Annotated in this window: 13 protein-coding genes; 2 read left to right on the forward strand and 11 right to left on the reverse strand. The window is 51.7% G+C overall.

Features of this window, described 5'->3' with window-relative positions:
* The first annotated feature begins 62 nt into the window (after window positions 1–62).
* Entirely contained in the window at window positions 63–1,253 is a 1,191-nt protein-coding gene (locus ACJY2G_RS09420; protein WP_430319190.1) for an amino acid aminotransferase, read from the forward strand.
* A 75-nt stretch (window positions 1,254–1,328) separates the two neighbouring features.
* Here ACJY2G_RS09420 and ACJY2G_RS09425 read toward each other — a convergent pair whose 3' ends face one another.
* The 7 genes from ACJY2G_RS09425 to cmoM form a co-directional block, all read right to left on the reverse strand.
* Entirely contained in the window at window positions 1,329–1,976 is a 648-nt protein-coding gene (locus ACJY2G_RS09425) for an MBL fold metallo-hydrolase (protein ID WP_112287362.1), read from the reverse strand.
* A 49-nt stretch (window positions 1,977–2,025) separates the two neighbouring features.
* Window positions 2,026–2,577 carry a YcbK family protein gene (locus ACJY2G_RS09430; protein ID WP_112287402.1) on the reverse strand — a complete coding sequence of 184 codons (552 nt, stop codon included), beginning with the start codon at window positions 2,575–2,577 and terminating at the stop codon, window positions 2,026–2,028.
* A gap of 179 nt (window positions 2,578–2,756) precedes the next feature.
* Window positions 2,757–4,607 (reverse strand): L,D-transpeptidase, encoded by a 1,851-nt coding sequence (ldtD, locus tag ACJY2G_RS09435; RefSeq protein ID WP_430319191.1) that lies wholly within the window; start codon window positions 4,605–4,607, stop codon window positions 2,757–2,759.
* 353 nt (window positions 4,608–4,960) lie between these two features.
* Window positions 4,961–9,409 carry a chromosome partition protein MukB gene (gene mukB, locus ACJY2G_RS09440; RefSeq protein ID WP_120161234.1) on the reverse strand — a complete coding sequence of 1,483 codons (4,449 nt, stop codon included), beginning with the start codon at window positions 9,407–9,409 and terminating at the stop codon, window positions 4,961–4,963.
* A complete protein-coding gene (gene mukE, locus ACJY2G_RS09445) occupies window positions 9,406–10,137 on the reverse strand; it encodes a chromosome partition protein MukE (protein WP_430319192.1) in 732 nt (243 codons plus the stop codon). The genes mukB and mukE overlap by 4 nt, the downstream gene beginning before the upstream one ends.
* Window positions 10,118–11,440 carry a chromosome partition protein MukF gene (mukF, locus tag ACJY2G_RS09450; protein WP_112287358.1) on the reverse strand — a complete coding sequence of 441 codons (1,323 nt, stop codon included), beginning with the start codon at window positions 11,438–11,440 and terminating at the stop codon, window positions 10,118–10,120. Before mukF ends, mukE begins: the two co-directional genes overlap by 20 nt.
* Window positions 11,437–12,222: a tRNA uridine 5-oxyacetic acid(34) methyltransferase CmoM gene (gene cmoM, locus ACJY2G_RS09455; protein ID WP_439291668.1), complete on the reverse strand. Its 786-nt coding sequence runs from the start codon at window positions 12,220–12,222 to the stop codon at window positions 11,437–11,439. The genes mukF and cmoM overlap by 4 nt, the downstream gene beginning before the upstream one ends.
* 147 nt (window positions 12,223–12,369) lie before the next feature.
* Here cmoM and elyC point away from each other — a divergent pair, with 147 nt between their 5' ends.
* The gene (gene elyC, locus ACJY2G_RS09460) at window positions 12,370–13,149 is read left to right on the forward strand and encodes an envelope biogenesis factor ElyC (protein ID WP_120161230.1); all 780 of its coding nucleotides are present in this window, start codon (window positions 12,370–12,372) and stop codon (window positions 13,147–13,149) included.
* A gap of 10 nt (window positions 13,150–13,159) precedes the next feature.
* On the opposite strand, the gene ACJY2G_RS09465 is transcribed toward elyC, so the two are convergent.
* From ACJY2G_RS09465 to ACJY2G_RS09480, 4 genes are all read right to left on the reverse strand, one after another.
* Window positions 13,160–14,053 carry a YcbJ family phosphotransferase gene (locus ACJY2G_RS09465; protein WP_430319193.1) on the reverse strand — a complete coding sequence of 298 codons (894 nt, stop codon included), beginning with the start codon at window positions 14,051–14,053 and terminating at the stop codon, window positions 13,160–13,162.
* A gap of 193 nt (window positions 14,054–14,246) precedes the next feature.
* A complete protein-coding gene (gene kdsB / locus ACJY2G_RS09470) occupies window positions 14,247–14,999 on the reverse strand; it encodes a 3-deoxy-manno-octulosonate cytidylyltransferase (RefSeq protein ID WP_112287354.1) in 753 nt (250 codons plus the stop codon).
* Window positions 14,996–15,178, reverse strand: a complete 183-nt coding sequence (locus ACJY2G_RS09475) for a Trm112 family protein (RefSeq protein WP_056771818.1) — start codon at window positions 15,176–15,178, stop codon at window positions 14,996–14,998. The genes kdsB and ACJY2G_RS09475 overlap by 4 nt, the downstream gene beginning before the upstream one ends.
* 396 nt (window positions 15,179–15,574) lie before the next feature.
* Complete coding sequence (locus ACJY2G_RS09480; RefSeq protein ID WP_430319194.1) at window positions 15,575–16,798, reverse strand: winged helix-turn-helix domain-containing protein; 1,224 nt, start codon at window positions 16,796–16,798, stop codon at window positions 15,575–15,577.
* Window positions 16,799–16,817 lie beyond the last annotated feature (19 nt).

Raw genomic sequence — 16,817 nt, forward strand, 5'->3', positions numbered from 1 at the left:
CGACAGCGCTGGCGGTACCCTGATGCCCTCTTTCGTCATATCAGGCTATGGAATTTTCCGACATGTTTGAAAAAATCACTGCAGCACCTGCTGACCCTATTCTGGGTCTTACCGATCTTTTCCGCGCTGATGATCGCTCGAATAAAATCAATCTTGGGATTGGTGTTTATAAAGATGAAACGGGTAAAACGCCGGTTTTGGCCAGCGTGAAAAAAGCCGAACAGTTCCTGTTGGAAAATGAAACCACGAAAACCTATCTGAGCATCGACGGATTGCCTGATTTTGCACATTGCACGCAGGAACTGCTGTTCGGTAAAGGCAGCACTGTGATTGCAGACAAGCGTGCGCACACGGCACAAACGCCTGGCGGTACCGGTGCCCTGCGCATTGCAGCAGATTTTATTGCGACACAAACCAGCGCCAAACGCGTGTGGGTCAGCAATCCAAGCTGGCCGAACCATAAAGGCGTATTTTCCGCTTCAGGCCTGGAAGTTGCAGAGTACAACTATTACGACGCAGCCAATCACAGTCTTGATTTCGACGGCATGCTGAAAAGCCTGAGCGAAGCGAAAGCCGGTGACGTAGTGTTGTTCCACGGTTGCTGCCACAACCCTACGGGTATCGACCCGACTGAAGAACAATGGGCGAAGCTGGCTGAATTGTCTGTGGCAAACGGCTGGTTACCGCTGTTCGATTTTGCTTATCAGGGTTTTGCTAAGGGTCTGGAAGAAGATGCCGCGGGTCTGCGCCTGTTTGTTGCCAGCCATAAAGAGTTACTGGTCGCCAGTTCTTACTCGAAAAACTTCGGCCTGTATAATGAACGTGTCGGCGCCTGTACGTTAGTCGCCGCTGACGCTGAAACCGCCGATCGCGCGTTCAGTCAGATGAAATCGGTTATCCGTGCAAACTACTCTAACCCGCCAGCACACGGCGCAGCGGTTGTAGCTACCATTCTGGGTAACGAAGCCTTGCGCACGCTGTGGGAGCAGGAACTGAGCGATATGCGTCAGCGTATCCACCGTATGCGTCAGTTGTTTGTCAGCACCTTGCAGGAAAAAGGGGCGCAGCAGGATTTCAGCTTTATTATCAATCAGAACGGGATGTTCTCTTTCAGCGGCCTGACCAAAGATCAGGTATTGCGTTTACGGGATGAATTCGGTGTATACGCGGTGAATTCAGGACGTATCAACGTTGCGGGTATCACACTCGACAATATGGCACCACTGTGTGAAGCCATCGTCGCCGTACTGTAATCGTTAAGCACTGCTTCTCGATTAAAAAAGCCCGTCAGGACACTGACGGGCTTTTTGTATTCAGGCAATCAATAATTACCAGACCGGCATTTCATCCTGCAGGAAAGGATTGTTTTTACGCTCGTAACCAAAGTCAGACATCGGGCCATGACCTGGAATAAAGACCATGTCATCACCCAGAGGCAACAGCTTGGTTTTAATCGAGTGGATCAGCGCCTGATGATCACCGCGCGGGAAATCACTTCGCCCTACGCCGCCTTTGAAAATCACGTCACCGGAAATGGCAATACGCGTTTCATCATTGATGAAAACAATATGCCCCGGCGTATGACCCGGGCAATGTAATACAGATAAGGTTTCTTCGCCCACACTCACGGTGTCACCTTCCTCGAGCCAGGTATCAGGCGTCAGCGGGTCACAATGGTCAAGGCCAAACATCTGGCTCTGAGTTGGCAAAGCATCAAGCAGGAACTGATCTTCCTTCTGCGGGCCAATAACGGGCACCTGATAATGAGCAGCCAGTTCAGCGGCGGCACCTACGTGATCAAGATGACCGTGCGTGAGCAAAATTTGAGTAACCAGAACGCCTTTGGCAGACACTTCCTGAATGATACGCGGGGCTTCACCGCCGGGATCGACAATGGCGGCCTGATTGGTCTTCGTACACCAAATCAGAGAGCAGTTCTGGCTGAAGGCCGTGACGGTAATAAGATGGATTTTCATAGGGCTCCACAAAATGGCATGCACATCGGCAGGCCATTAATTACACACATCACCAGGTCCGTGCGGGGCCGGTATCGATGTGCACAAAGTTACTTCGTGGATAATATCCTACACCACCCATCCGCATTTTTAACGCTGCTTTGCGGATATTGCTCAATTCGATTCCCTGAATATGGAAATCCATCGCCTGTCCGAGCGTGTGGTAACTGTGTTTTGCTACGCCACTGCCTGGTTCACGCATGCTGTTGTTGGTCGCCAGAGAGCGGTAACCAGAAATTAACTGAACAGGTTTATTGGTGCCGCCGAGCATAACTTGCAGACGATAAAGATGATCGAATAAGGCGGGATCGATGGCTTTAACTTTTTCCGCCCGATAGTCTCTGAACAGATGATTCAACCGAGCCAACTCATCCTTGTTGTAACGCTTTCCATCAAAAAACTCTGTTTTGAGGGTTTCGCCGGTATTTAAGTTATTAACGACTAAAATACGCGGACGAGGAGTGGAAAGAGTGGCGAATGCACGACCCGGAAGGAATGCAATCCCCATAGCGGCACTGCCCAGTGCCAGCCATTTACGGCGATGTTTGTCGATTTCATTCATGAACAGTTTACTATCCGATAAGAGAGTCAAAAAGAAGTGCGATTTTTGCACCGTTTCGAACCTTAACCGCCAAATATCAGCGAGTCAAGCGACCCTGAAACGCAAAACGAGCGTGCCAGTGGCTCACGCTCGTTGTATGGCCAAATACTCTGACCCTTATCAGATTAGTTTTACTGCATTTATTGAAGCAAAATTTCTGCCTGAGGCAAAATTTGTGCTCCGGATCTCACTGTGGAATCATAATTGTAAATATCTGTGCGGAACTGCGGTTTACCATCATCTGCAACCCACGCCGTCAGATAAAACAGTTTTACCGGTATGTGATGTCGTATTGCCACGTAAGTGGTGTTACCGCCCTGCAAAGCAGAAGAGATACGAGTGTCATTCCAGCCGGCATCCTGTAACAACATATTCGCCAGTTCAGACGCTTTATTGACCCTCACGCACCCTGAACTCAGCGCACGAATGTCTTTGCTAAACAGGTTATGGTTTGGCGTGTCATGCAGATAAATTGCATCAGAACTCGGCATATTAAATTTATACCGGCCAAGCGAGTTGCTGACTCCAGGAGCCTGACGGATACGGTAAGGGAAGTGATTAGGGGACACCATTGCCCAGTCGATCATGGAAGGATCGATGACTTCCGCGTCATTGCTCCAGCCTGACAATACCTGATAACCATGCTGCTGGAAGTAGCCCGGATTATTCATGGCTTTCGGCACAATATCTTCACGTACTAATGTTGTCGGCACATTCCACGGTGGATTCACCACCACATTATTGAGCGCACTGCTCATCAGAGGCGTTTTCCGGCTGGGCCGCCCGACAATCACCCGCGACGACAGCACCTCACTGCCGTTAAGGTAATAGGTAAGCTGATAGTTTGGAATGTTGACCATAATTCCGGTATTCACATTCCCTGGCAGAATTCGCAATCGCTGAATATTCAGCGCCAGTAAAGTCGCCCTCAGCTGTGGTGAAGCATTCAACCACTGGCGTGTACGCCCGCCGATAATCCCATCCGCCTCAAGTCCCTGCCATTTCTGAAAACGTTTTACTGCTTCCACTAAATCTGGCGTGTACTGATTATTCGCAACAGCTACAGAAGCAGCCGGTGCCGGTGCTTCAGTAGACTGAACCGAAGGCAGAACGTCCTGGACCGACGTCGCTGAAGGACTCACCGCTGGGGTGGCTGGCTGCGCTTTGTCTGCGGTTTCATCCACAGACAAATCATCATTCGCCGCGCTCCCCGGCGTATTCGGGGCGATGGTTTCATCTGTCGGTTTAGGCGCACTGGTTTCCTGCGGCGAGGCAACCATCATGCCCGTTCTGGTGAGGATCTCACGCAGAGCCGGAACATCATCACTGATTTGATCAGGTCGCAAGCTTGCTGAACCGCGCATCGCAGGCCACGGACGGTTGTCCGCCAGCATCGTTTTCAACGCGTCATGCATTTTGGCGTAATAAGGGTGCTGTGGCGTCAGTGTCGACATATAGTGCGCGGTATCACCCTGCCGCACCGCCAGTTGCCACTGATTAATCACTGTCAGCGAAGGTGTGGTCATCTTGTACGGCGTCGTACCGTAAAGCCACTTATCCCCGTTGGCTTCCACGCTACTGGTAAATTGGAGATAGCCCAGCATCGCATCAGAAAGCACAACGTCGCGTGCCATACCGGTCACTTCCGGGTCAGTCAGCCATTTCACCCATTGGGTAAACTGCGGCTGAATACCGGAAATAGCCAGCTCAGCTAACTGCTGCTGGAATATTTGTATCGTTTCACGATCTTTCCACATCGGCTGCATATGATTAGCGGCGTAAAGCGACGAGAGAGATGACAGATAGAGAGGCCGGATGCCCCTTGGCATTAATTCTGCCTGCAGCTGGCTCATGCTTTGCACGCTGGATAACGTGGTCTTTCCGACCGGCATAGTGGGAACTGCCGCCCAGGCAGCAAACCACGGAGACAGACCGCTCGCCAGCAAACAGCTGGCGACTAAAAACTTGAGAGACCTTTGATTCATTAACATCTTCCCTTGCCTCCCGGTAAAGTGCCCAATTCATTCCCCAAAATTAAGCCAGCAATGTCTGGTTTAAGTATATAAACAGAATTCTTTTTTTGCGCGGTAGCTCAATGAAATGCAGTCCGCGTGTACCTGAAGACTCTAAGCCAGCCGTCAGACGAAATAAAGGTTTGATTGGGTACTTTCCATTCAATGACAATCCATCAGCTCAGATTTCATCCAGTGATTAAGAATATCTTTATCCTCTGATTAATCAGGGGATAAATTTTCATAGAAATATCTGATTAATTAATCAATTAGCGCTAAGGCAAAAAAAAAGCCCCGACATAAGCCGGGGCATGATCATATTCTGAAAATAATCAGGAAACGTCAGCTTCCGTGTTGGCCAGTGCAGGAAGTTCTGCGGCAAAACCGCGTAAACCCACCACATGTACATGTTCATTATTGCCAAATACTTTTCGCACCAGTTTATACGTCGTCCCTTTTTCCGGGCTGATGTTTTCTGGCGCAGCGATAATCAGCTGCATTTCGAGACGGTCGCAAAGCTCGAACAGCGTGGCGATGGATTTCGCATCCAGACGCGCGGCTTCATCAAGGAACAGCAGACGACATGGCGAAATATCTTTGCCACGCATACGGCTCGACTCATCTTCCCAGCTCTGAACCACCATCACCAGAATCGACATACCGGTACCGATCGCTTCACCAGTAGACAGCGCGCCACTTTCCGCACGCAGCCAGCCGTCTGAACCACGGTTAACTTCCACTTCCATTTCCAGGTAGTTGCGGTAATCCAGAAGTTCTTCGCCGATGGTTTGTGGCGTACGCTGACCCATATCAATCTGCGGATTCAGACGCTGATACAGTTTGGCCAGCGCTTCCGAGAAGGTCAGACGGTTACTGCTGAACAGATCCTGATGCTGTTCCTGCTGTTCAGAAAGAACATCCAGCAGGCCCGCATGTGCTTCACGCACATTCACGTTCAGACGCACACTTTTCACCTGACCAAACGCCACGGCCTGCAGCCCCTGGTTCAGCTGGCGGATACGGTTCTGCTCGCGCTGAATGGTTTTGCGGATAATGTTCGCCACACTTTTCGAACTGATGGCCAGTTGCTGTTCGCGGGCGGTCAGTTCTTCAGTCAGACGTCCCAGCTCGATTTCCATCTGCTCAATGGCTTCGACCGGATCGTCGGTGCGGATAATATCCTGACGAATACGTTCACGCAGATGCTGATACACGGCAATGTAGAACTGGATTTTACGTTCCGGACGTTTCGGATCTTCTGAAAGACGCAGCACGTCGCGCAAATGTTCGTTATCAGACACCGCCAGGCGCAGCGCACCCAATGCTTTATCCGACATCGAACGCAGTTCGTCGCCATCCATGTAAGCCAGCTCACGACGGTGCAGACGACGCTCAACGCCGTTATCTTTTACCAGACGCATGACCGCACACCAGCCCGCTTTCGAGGACACGACCTGCTCACGGCTCTGGTGATAATCGCGCTCAAGTTTGCGCAGTTTTTTCTGCAGATTGTCCATTTCTGCTTCGCAGAAGGTGATCTGTTTTTCCAGCTGGTTGCAACGGGCACGGTTAGTGCTCAATGCAGTATGCAGCTCATCACGACGGGTTTTGGCTCGTGCTTCGGCATTCGGATCGGCCTGAACGCCGATATCCTGCAATTCCTGGCTCAGCTCTTTAAGCATATCGCGTTTGGCATCGAACGAACTTTTCAGCGAGGCCAGAACCTGACTGTACTGAGTCAGCTGAGTCTGATGCTGACGCATCTGCTCGCGGGCACGCGTACGTTCCGCTTCCGCATGTTCCAGACGCTGACGTAGTTTGTCGTTCAGGTCGCTGTTTTCATTCAGCATGCCGGCAGAATCGGTATAGCTGAAGTGCGCACGACGCTGAACGACTTCGGTCAGCGCAAAGGCCTGCTGCTTCGCCAGACGCTGTGAATGCTGCGCCTGTGCGTAATCTTCTTTCAGTTGCTCATGCTGTTCCGGGTCACTTTGCAGCACTGACACCAGCGGTTCCAGCTTAGCCAGCGAAACACCGTGTTGCTGAATGAAACGGGCAGCATCCTGCGCCTCTTCCATTTCTTCGCGGATTTCTTCCACACGGTCGATCAGCGTTTCATCGCACAGTAAGCCTACGCGCGGCTGCAATTTATTGAGCATACCGATAGCGTCTTTCGCCTGCTCGTATTGCTGACGCTGCTGCTGATTCTGGCCTTCATGTGCATTGATGGCACGTTCCAGTTCACCACGACGTCCGCTCAGGGTGCGGATTTCTGCTTCCGGATCGGCATCAAACGCAACGGCCAGATGGCTGCCGATGAAACGGCTGAATGCCTGATGCGCACGCTGGATTTTCTGCACGTCAAACGACAAGGTCGCATAACGCTCAGAAAGATTTTCGCGTTCTTTATGCAGAGTTTCGAGACGGTTTTCACGCGCCGCACGACCAAACAACGGTACCTGCGGGAAGTGAGAATAACGCCACTGGCGGTCACCGGTTTTCACCAGCACCGCGCCCTGCATTTCTTCCACTTCAAACACGTTGTCATCAAATGACTGCGGATCCCCTTCAATCAGGTAGAGATCTTCAGGACAATCGTCCAGACCGTCTAACTGATCGCGGATCAGAGACAAATCAGGCACGACAATCGCGTGGCGTGACGGACCATACAACGCGGAGAAGTAAGGCGCATCATCGATGGTAACGTCATCATAAATTTCAGATAACAGTACGCCACCAAAGCGTTCTGCCAGCGCGATCATGCGGGAATCTTCTGCACCGCTTGGCTGACTGAGACGCGTTATCTGGCCTTCAATGCGACGTTTGCGGGCAGCTACTTCGTCACGCTCAACCGTGGTTTCGCGTTCCGTTTCCAGCAACTGCTGCATGTATTCGGTCACCTGCTGGCTGCTTTCCAGCGGTTCTTTACTTTGTTCACTCAGCTGGCTGAGGGCTTCCTGTGCGGCCAGCCAGACCGGGGCACGGGCGGTCAGCTCGCGAATACGCGACTGAACCTGCTCGAGTTCCTGACGCATTTGCATACGACGTTCACCGGCCTGCGAGACAACACCCTGCAATTCTTCGATCTGTACTTCCAGCTCACGCTGCATTTCGTCCAGATCTTCCGGATGCACATCCTGACCGGTGCGTTTACAGAATTCCTGCAACTGACGCTCAGCATCCTGCTGTTCACGCAGACGACCTTCCAGCTCGGACAAACGCATGCGCAGCGGTTCAACGCGCTCCGCCTGATGTTGCTGTGAAGACCAGTCGCGCAGCAATTCACGCGCGGTCTGCCAGGCTTCGCTGCGGCTCACTTCACCGGCGATTTTCACCACCAGCTGATAGGCATTTTCGAACTGATTATGGGCGGCAGACGCCACGCTCATTTTCTGTTCGAGCATCAGCAGGATTTCAGTGGCTTCCTGTTCTTTACTCTGGAATGTTTCCAGCCATTCTTCACTGTTCTGAATACTCAGATCAGGGATCTGACAAAGATCGCGCGCACGCTCAATAGCCTGTAAGGCTTGCTGATATTGGATCGCACGGGTTTGCTGAACATCCAGCGCCTGCTGGTAATCGGCCAGCTGACTTTTCAGTTCGTCCACTTCAAGCTCAGCCGCTTCCGCACGTGCTTCGTGCTCTGCGTGCAGTTCGCTGGCTTCTGCGACGACTTCGTTCTGCTCTTCCAGACGGTACGTCAGCTCTTCGAGGTCACTTTCATAACGCTCGATTTTTTCCTGCTGACGCATTGCGGTCTGAACCAGACTCAGATGATCGCTCGCAGCCTGATAATCGGTTTCCAGATCGCTCTGCGAACCGCTCTGCTCAGCCAGCTCACGCGCCATTTCAACATGACGATATTGCTCACTGGAAAGCTGTTTGCGGCTGGTCAGCAAATCATTACGCAGTACCAGCGCGCCATCGAGATGAATGCGGCGTTCATTGGCGTGACGCATATAGTCGGCGGCCACGTACGACGTCGCTTCCGAAATCAGATGCTTGAACAGGTCACGGTCAGATTGCGTAACGCGGATCGCTTCCAGCGTCATGCGGTTTTCACGCAGCGCGGCTTCCATATCCTGGAAGGCTTTACGCACACCGCTGTTTTCCGGCAACAGGTAGTCGCGCAGGGAGCGGGTAATGGCGCTGGAGATACCGCCGTAAAGTGACGCTTCGATCAGGCGATAGAATTTACTGCGATCAGACGCTGAACGCAGACGACGCGGGATCACACCCAGGTCAAACATCAGCGCATGGTAATCGGTAATCGAGTTGAACTGCTTGAACTGCACGCCTTCCATTGCTTCAACGCGCTCTTTCAGTTCATGCAAAGGCAACACGCGCGCCTGACGTTCGCCAACGGTTTCCGTCAGCATTTCTGTCGGGTTCACCGCAACCGGCAAGCCCTGAATGGTGAAAGGTTTGATATCGACTTTACGGTCACGCCCCGCAACCTGTTGCAGACGAACGCCCACGACAATGCGCTGATGCCGCGAGTTCACCACATCCAGAACGGAATAACAGACACCGGCGCGTAATTTACCGTGCAGACCTTTATCACGTGATCCGGAGGTCGCACCCGCTTCGGTGGTATTACGAAAATGCAGCAACGTCAGATCGGGGATCAGCGCCGTGACAAAAGCGGCCATGGTGGTGGATTTACCCGCACCGTTACCACCGGAAAGCGTGGTGACCAGTGAATCGAGGTCAAATGTCCGGGCGAAAAAGCCGTTCCAGTTAACCAGCGTCAGTGAGCGAAATTTACCGCGTTCAATCATTCCTGTTCATCCTCTGCGCTTTCATGCCCTTGCTGCCCTGCCAGCGGTTCGCCGTCTTCATTTTCGTCGTTCAAGGACAACGCGCTGTCGACTGGCATCGCTTCGCCGTCGCGGATCATCCGCAACTGAGCTTCGCGCGCGTCATCGCCGCTGCGGACATCCGCACCAAAGCGAAATACTGCTTCTGTAATACGGAATTTAGTGCTGTCGACGCCCATGAAATACACCATGCCCAGACGGCGCAGGCGGTTCAGTGACGTGCGGACTTTATCCTGCAACTTCTGGCGATCCAGGTCAGAGCCGGTTGAGCGCTGGTTGACGAATTTCAGCAATTTGCTTTCGTCGGCCAGACTCAGTAATTCATCATAAAGTTCCTGCTGGGTAAAAATCCCCTCATGCGCCAGACGTTCCGGGCTGAGATACAAATAGCAGAGAATTTTTCCGACCATCATATCCAGTTCAGAGAGCACGGAACGCGGGATAAGCGTGGTGGAGCGCGGACGCAGATAGAAGAAACCTTCCGGAGCCCGGATTAATTCCACGCTATAGCGGCTGTAAAACAGTTCCATTTCTTCCTGATAGTCCATCAGGAAAGCATGGTTATCCAGTTCGTCAATGCCGATATGACGGCCAGAACGCAGCTGGCTGTCGAGAGCAGGAAACACTGAATTTGCCAGTGCCTGCGCCAGCTTAGCTGGCATTATGTGTTCAATATTTGTCGATGACATGGGCCTGCACCTTGGCTCCGTAATCATTGATTGCCTGCCATTCGGCATGCAACCCTGAAAAATCTGCTTCAGCCACACCAAGGCGTACCGCCTGGTCGACCACAATTCGCGCGACATCAAAGTGTCGGGCACGCGGATACTGCTTGAGGTATTCGCGCATTACCATGCCCAGATTGAGCGGCGTTTTTTGTTGCTGATAAACCTGTAATGCCTGTTCAATCAATGCCGCAAGTTGTTCGCGGATTTCGTTAAATTCTTCAAACTCGAGATCTGGCGGAAGTTCACCGGTCACTTCTTCGCTGCGCAGTGCCAGCTCTTCGTCACGCATATCCAGCAGACGATCGGCATTGGCAAAGGTGAGCGTCCACGGCTGGTCAAAGTAGTTTTGCACCGACTGACGCAGACGTTGAGCAAATACCCGGTTCTTATCCATGTCGATCGCAGTACGGATAAATTTATGCACATGGCGGTCATAACCAATCCACAGGTCAATGGCCTGCTGACCCCAGCTGGTAATACGATCGAGTTTGTTCTGTAAGTCGAACACCAGTTTGTCGACGAAACTCAAATCAAGTTCGACCATGGTGGCGTCCTGAATGCGCATCAGATGCGCCTGCAACAAGTTACCGGCAGCTTCAAGCGTATCCTGTAATTCACGCAACGTGCCTGAGGTTTCTGACAGAAGGATTTCACAGCTTGAAATGGCCGCGCGCCAGTCTTTATTCAGCAGTGCAGCAATATCATCTTTTACGCCCTGCTGCTGTTCGTCCATGATGCGCTGGGTCATGTCGATGCTGTCAAAAATCTCAGCTACGGAATATTTCAGCGGTGCGTAGACATTGCGATGCCAGTGGAAATCATCGCCGCCCTCTTCGGCCGCATCAGCAGCGCGTTTGAGTTCCTGCGCAACAATCGATAACTGCATTGATAACCGCAACGTGGAAAATTCACGCTGGCGGATGTAATAATCTGAAATGCCGATCGCCAGCGGTGTCAGGCGATAAATGGCATTGCCATCCGCCATTTCACTGACAAAACGGTTGAGCAAGCGCTGACGCACCATGTCATTGATGGCGTTATTGGCACGTACGGTAATGGTTTCGTTTGTCTGCTCAAATCCTTTACTGACATGACGAAACGCATCGACCAGTTCACCCTCACTCATTTCCCCGTCAAGGCGCTCGCTGTTTAACGTGGCAATCGCCAGAAGAAAAGCCAGCCGCTCCGTTGGCAGCGAAATTGAGAAATCATTTTTCCGTGCCCAGGCGACCAGTTCGGGTACAGTCTGGGAAAATTCACTCATAATTCGTCCTTCAGAATGGGTTTGTGCGCCATCACATGGATGTAGCGTCCCAAACTAACAAAAGGTTCCTGACGGCAATAACGCTGCTCCAGCGCCAAAAGCTCGTCAAAATCCTGCTTATGTTGTTGTCTGTTTCGCAAATAATCGTGGAACACTCTAACACCGGTCTTGCCGCTTATCTGCATTCCAAGTTCTTCCAGCCACTGATAAACCTGCGCAGGTTCCAGCGGATGATCGGGTAACAGGGAGCTTTTTTTGATTTTGGGCACACCGGCTTCGACATGACCAAAGTTGCCGAGGATCATATGCCGCATGACCAGACCGTGGATATTGTAAAACATCAACGATAATGCGCCACCCGGTGCCAGACAATCGACCAGCGCGGCCAGTGCCTGACGCGGTTCTGCCAGCCATTCAAGGACTGCATGGAACAATATCAGATCAACCGGCTGTTCCAAATGTTCAGCAATGTGCTGAGCCGGACATTGTACAAATTGCATGTTCCCGCTCACACCTTTTTCCAGCGCCGCGGCCTCGGCGCGTCGGATCATCTCACCGGAGAGATCGCACAACAAGACCTGATGTCCTAAAGCAGCAAGTTCACAGGCCATTTGCCCTTCACCGCCGCCCGCATCAAGAATACGCAACGGTCGCTGAGGCAGCGTTTGTAGCAATTCTTGCAGATCCTGACCCAGCACAGCCTGACGGATACGTCCCTTAGTTGTGCCGTAGATATTGCGCGAAAACTTTTCCGCCATATCGTCGAAGTTACGATCCTGCATGAAGAGATACCTGTTCCTGATGGTGCATTCTGTTAAAGGGTTTATCTGCGCGACCTGCTATTTTGGCACAGGCTGGCATAGAATAAATCATCCTGACGCGGATTCATGCCCGGATGTCGTTTTTTCACCCAAAAGGACCGGTTTCTGATGTTATTTATCCTAAAAAAAACCTTCGGTGGCCTGTTATTGCCGCTGCCCTTTATTCTGGTCATCATGGCGGTTGCACTGGTTTTGTTGTGGATGACCCGCTGGCAAAAAACAGGGAAAGTGTTTTTTTTACTGAGTTGGCTGCTTTTACTGCTGCTGAGTATACAGCCGGTCGCGGACAGTCTTCTGCGCCCGATTGAAACCGGGTATCCGACTTATCAGGTCACGGGGCATACGCCGGTTAAATTTGTGGTAGTTCTCGGTGGCGGTTATACCTACAACCCGGACTGGGCACCGAGTTCTAATCTCATCAGCAACAGTCTGCCACGTGTGACGGAAGGTATCCGTATTTACCGCGCAAATCCGGGTTCAAAAATGATTTTTACCGGTGCGCAGGCGATGACAAATCCGGTCAGCAGTGCCGCCGTGGCCGGAAAAGTGGCGCAAAGTTTAGGAGTGCCTGATAGCGATATTATCCTGCTCGATAAACCCAGAGATACGCATCAGGAAGCACTGGAAGTGAAAGCACTGATAGCTGACCAGCCTTTCGTGCTGGTGACGTCAGCAAATCATTTGCCTCGGGCGATGGTGTTTTTCCGGCAGCAGGGATTGCATCCGATCCCCGCACCGGCGAATCAGCTGGCGATCGATTCCCCGCTTAATCCGTGGGAGCGTGCGCTGCCACAGGCCTTGTTCTTATCGCACAGCGAGCGGGCGTGGTACGAAACGCTGGGGCGCTTATGGCAATGGATGACATCACCCGCGCCCGTAACGAAATAGTTAAGTCAGCTCAGTTAAGCCACGGCAGCAGTTGTTGCCGTGCAAAATCAAACTGGCGGCGATCAAGTTTGCCGGTGTGGATCATGTGCGCAACAGACTCCCACACCAGATACATCCAGCGGCGGGCAAGGAAGCTTTCAGAAACCGGCGCTTTTTGCAGATAGCCGAACAGCAACTGCTCGCTCATCCCTTTTTCCCACAGGCGGAACAAATCAAACTCACGTGGTGCCCACAGCACTGGTCCGGGATTGATCATCGCCAGCAACTGATCGCTGCGCGGGTCTTTTAGCATACTGCGTAACGACAGATTGCCGTGAACCAGCACCGGCGTGTCGTCAAAATCTTCAAACAGCGCGGGGATACAGGCACGGGAACGAAACAGCAGCGTGCGGTCTTCCGGCGTCAGATCAGGTGCCTGCAAATTCGTTAACGTTGCCCACAGCACTTCTATTCTTTGCGGATACCAGTTTTCCCAACGATTTTCCTGCGTGCTGTCAACAGAACCGACGCAGCCGTGACTGTCGATTCGGTGCCAGGCCAGCATAGCTTCGACAATTTGCTCCTGTAATATTTTCCAGCGTTCCGGCGTACGTGTCGGGGCTTCCGCTGAAACGCCGCGCAGGCGCTCAATTAGCAGGATTTCCTGATAAGGTTTCTGGTGCGTGGTGACCATGCCGTAGACCGTCGGAACCCGTACCACACCTTCTCTCGCCAGCATCGACAATTTATAGGCTTCCTGTCCGGCGATACCCTGACAAACAAAACTTTTCGCCAGCAAAGGCATGGCGTAACCCTGCTCATCATAAAGGGAAAAAAGATGGGCATAAGGCTGCTCACTCACACATTCCAGTCGGGACAAACGCTCGCCCAACACGATGCTCAATTCGGCTTTTAGCTGTTCCATAACATGTTCGCAGTGACGAAAAAGTTAACGTTTATGATGAAAGCTTCAGTGATGGATTACCCCGTTTCAGATCAAACAAAAACCGGATAATGAGGGCAGAAAAAGGAAGATGTCGCGCAAAACGCAGGGAAAGGTAGAAATGTAGAAACGGAATGCCGGGACATTCCGTCTTATTATTGCTGGCGCGTAGGTTTTATTTATGACCCAGGATTGCGCGCACGCGTTCTAAATCTTCTGCCGTGTCCACACCCACCGACGGAATGGCTTTCGCCACATCAACGTGGATTTTTTCACCGTACCACAGTACCCGCAGCTGTTCGAGCAGTTCGATATGCTCAAGCTGGCTCGGTTCCCATTTTACATACTGGCGGATAAACCCTGCGCGGTAAGCATAAATGCCAATGTGGCGAAGGAAAGTATCCCCGACAGTTTCCTTAGAAACGGCAAAACGCTCACGTTCCCACGGAATAGTTGCACGTGAGAAATACAGCGCATAGCCGCGTGCATCGCGAACGACTTTCACAGCATTCGGGTTGAACGCCTCTTCCGCGGTTTCGATAGGCACGGCCAGTGTCGCCATACCGGCTTCACTTTTCGCCAGATTATCGGCCACCTGACGGATGATCACCGGCGGGATCAGGGGCTCGTCACCCTGCACGTTAACGATGATTTCATCATCAGCAAACTGACATAACTCAATCACTTCAGCCAGACGTTCAGTACCGGACTCATGGTCAGGACGGGTCAGGCAGACTTCACCACCTGCCGCTTCGACGGCTTTCGCTACATCGGGGTGATCGGTCGCAACAATCACTCTTTTCGCCCCGGACTCGAGGGCGCGCTCCATCACATGCACAACCATCGGTTTACCGTTGATATCCGCCAGCGGCTTACCCGGCAAACGGCTTGACCCAAAACGGGCCGGAATAATGGCAATAAAACTCATGGATGCGTCTCATCAACAGATAGCGGACGGGCTTCATTTTCTAATAATACAGGGATACCGTCACGGACCGGATAAGCCAGACTGTCTGCCTTACATACCAGTTCCTGTGATTCTTTATTAAAGTAGAGCTTGCCGTTGCAGACAGGGCACGCAACGATTTCAAGTAAACGATGATCCATAAGTTCCTCCCGGAGGCGAATACACTGCATTTTCGGCAAGGTGTAACGCAAAAAACATTGGAATACATAAGACAGCGGTCCCAGAGGATAGCATAACCCCCGCTACCCGTTAATCCTCAGTTCGCCCGCAGGAATTTCTTAAAAGTTAATTCAATGTGAATGAAAAATTTCATCATGGAGCGATTGCGTTGCAGATTTTGTGGGAGTACAATTTTTTTGTGATGCAAGTCACACTATCAACCCCACAATAAGAGCTCGAAAATGAAAACCATTAACAAAATCATCGCAATGTTCGCTAACTTCAGTCAATAAGACTGTAGTAACACCTGCAATCATCGTGAAATAACGGCTGCCTTGACGCAGCCGTTTCATTTTGCGGGATGACTTTTATGCGAATTAAACCTGCCAGTCAGTACTCCAAAACGCCATCAGTGTCTCCGGCACATTTCCAGTCAACACCCTTTCAGCTCCCTGCCACTGCGCAAATCGCGTAATTGCACCGTGAACATCCTGCGCACGTCGGGCTGTCATTGTGCTCTGCGGTTCAAGATGCAGACTTTTCACTTCCAGAATTTTTTCTTTACGATGCATCTTGGCATCCACACGTCCAATCAGGTCGCCACGCTGTAATATTGGCAGCGTGAAATAGCCATACTGACGTTTTGCCTCCGGCGTATAGCACTCAATCCGGTATTCAAAATTAAACAGCACCGATGCACGTTTGCGATCCCACACCACCGGATCAAATGGTGAAAGCAGTGTAGTGACGGTTGAGCAAATTCGTGATTCAGTCGCTTGCTGTAACAAAGAAAACTGTTGCTGATGAACGTAAAAAATACCCTCAAGCCCTGTCACTTCAACGGGTGTGATTTCCTCATCAGCCAGCAATTGTGCAATAACGGCTTTGGTATTCACACGCTTAAGACGGTAGTAGTCCGCCAGCCATTCCGGTTTGAAGATGCCGAGATATTGCGCCGAGCGACGCAGCATCTGATATTCCGCTACGCCCTGATCAAGGGTCTGGCTGGCATCATCCCAGTCAGGCATTACGCGTTCGGCCAGGTCGTAAACCCGGTGGAAGTTACGCCGTTCAGATACCATCAGTTTTCCCGAGGTGAACAACGTTTCCAGATGCTTTTTGTGAGGCTTCCAGTCCCACCAGCCACTGGCTGATTTTTTATCTGCGGTGAAATCTGCCGAGCGTACGGGACCGTTTTCAGCAATATGTCCCAGCAATGCCTGTATATCTGACTGATGTTCATCAAACCAGGCCTGAGAAAACTTCCAGCCCATTCCCTGCGGATTCAGCATACGGTGACGTAATAATCCGTAATCTTCGCTGGGAATAAAACAGGCTTCATGCGCCCAATATTCAAAGATTTTTCCGCCGGAAAGCGCTTCTTCCAGCCATTGCGGAGAATAGTGACCTAAGCGACTGAAGAGAACCAAATAAGGGCTACGTGCCACCACACTGATAGTGTCGATTTGCAGCAATCCCATATCACGGATGGCCTGCACAACATCAGCAGCAGACGGTTTGCGGGTAACGGGTTTTAGGAGGTTTTGCGCAGATAAATGCAGGGTGCGGGCTGAAGCGAGAGATATAACCGGGTGAGACATATCGGTATCCAGGGCAGCA

This window comes from Rahnella sp. ATs2, from assembly GCF_051851855.1.
GTDB lineage: Bacteria > Pseudomonadota > Gammaproteobacteria > Enterobacterales > Enterobacteriaceae > Rahnella > Rahnella variigena.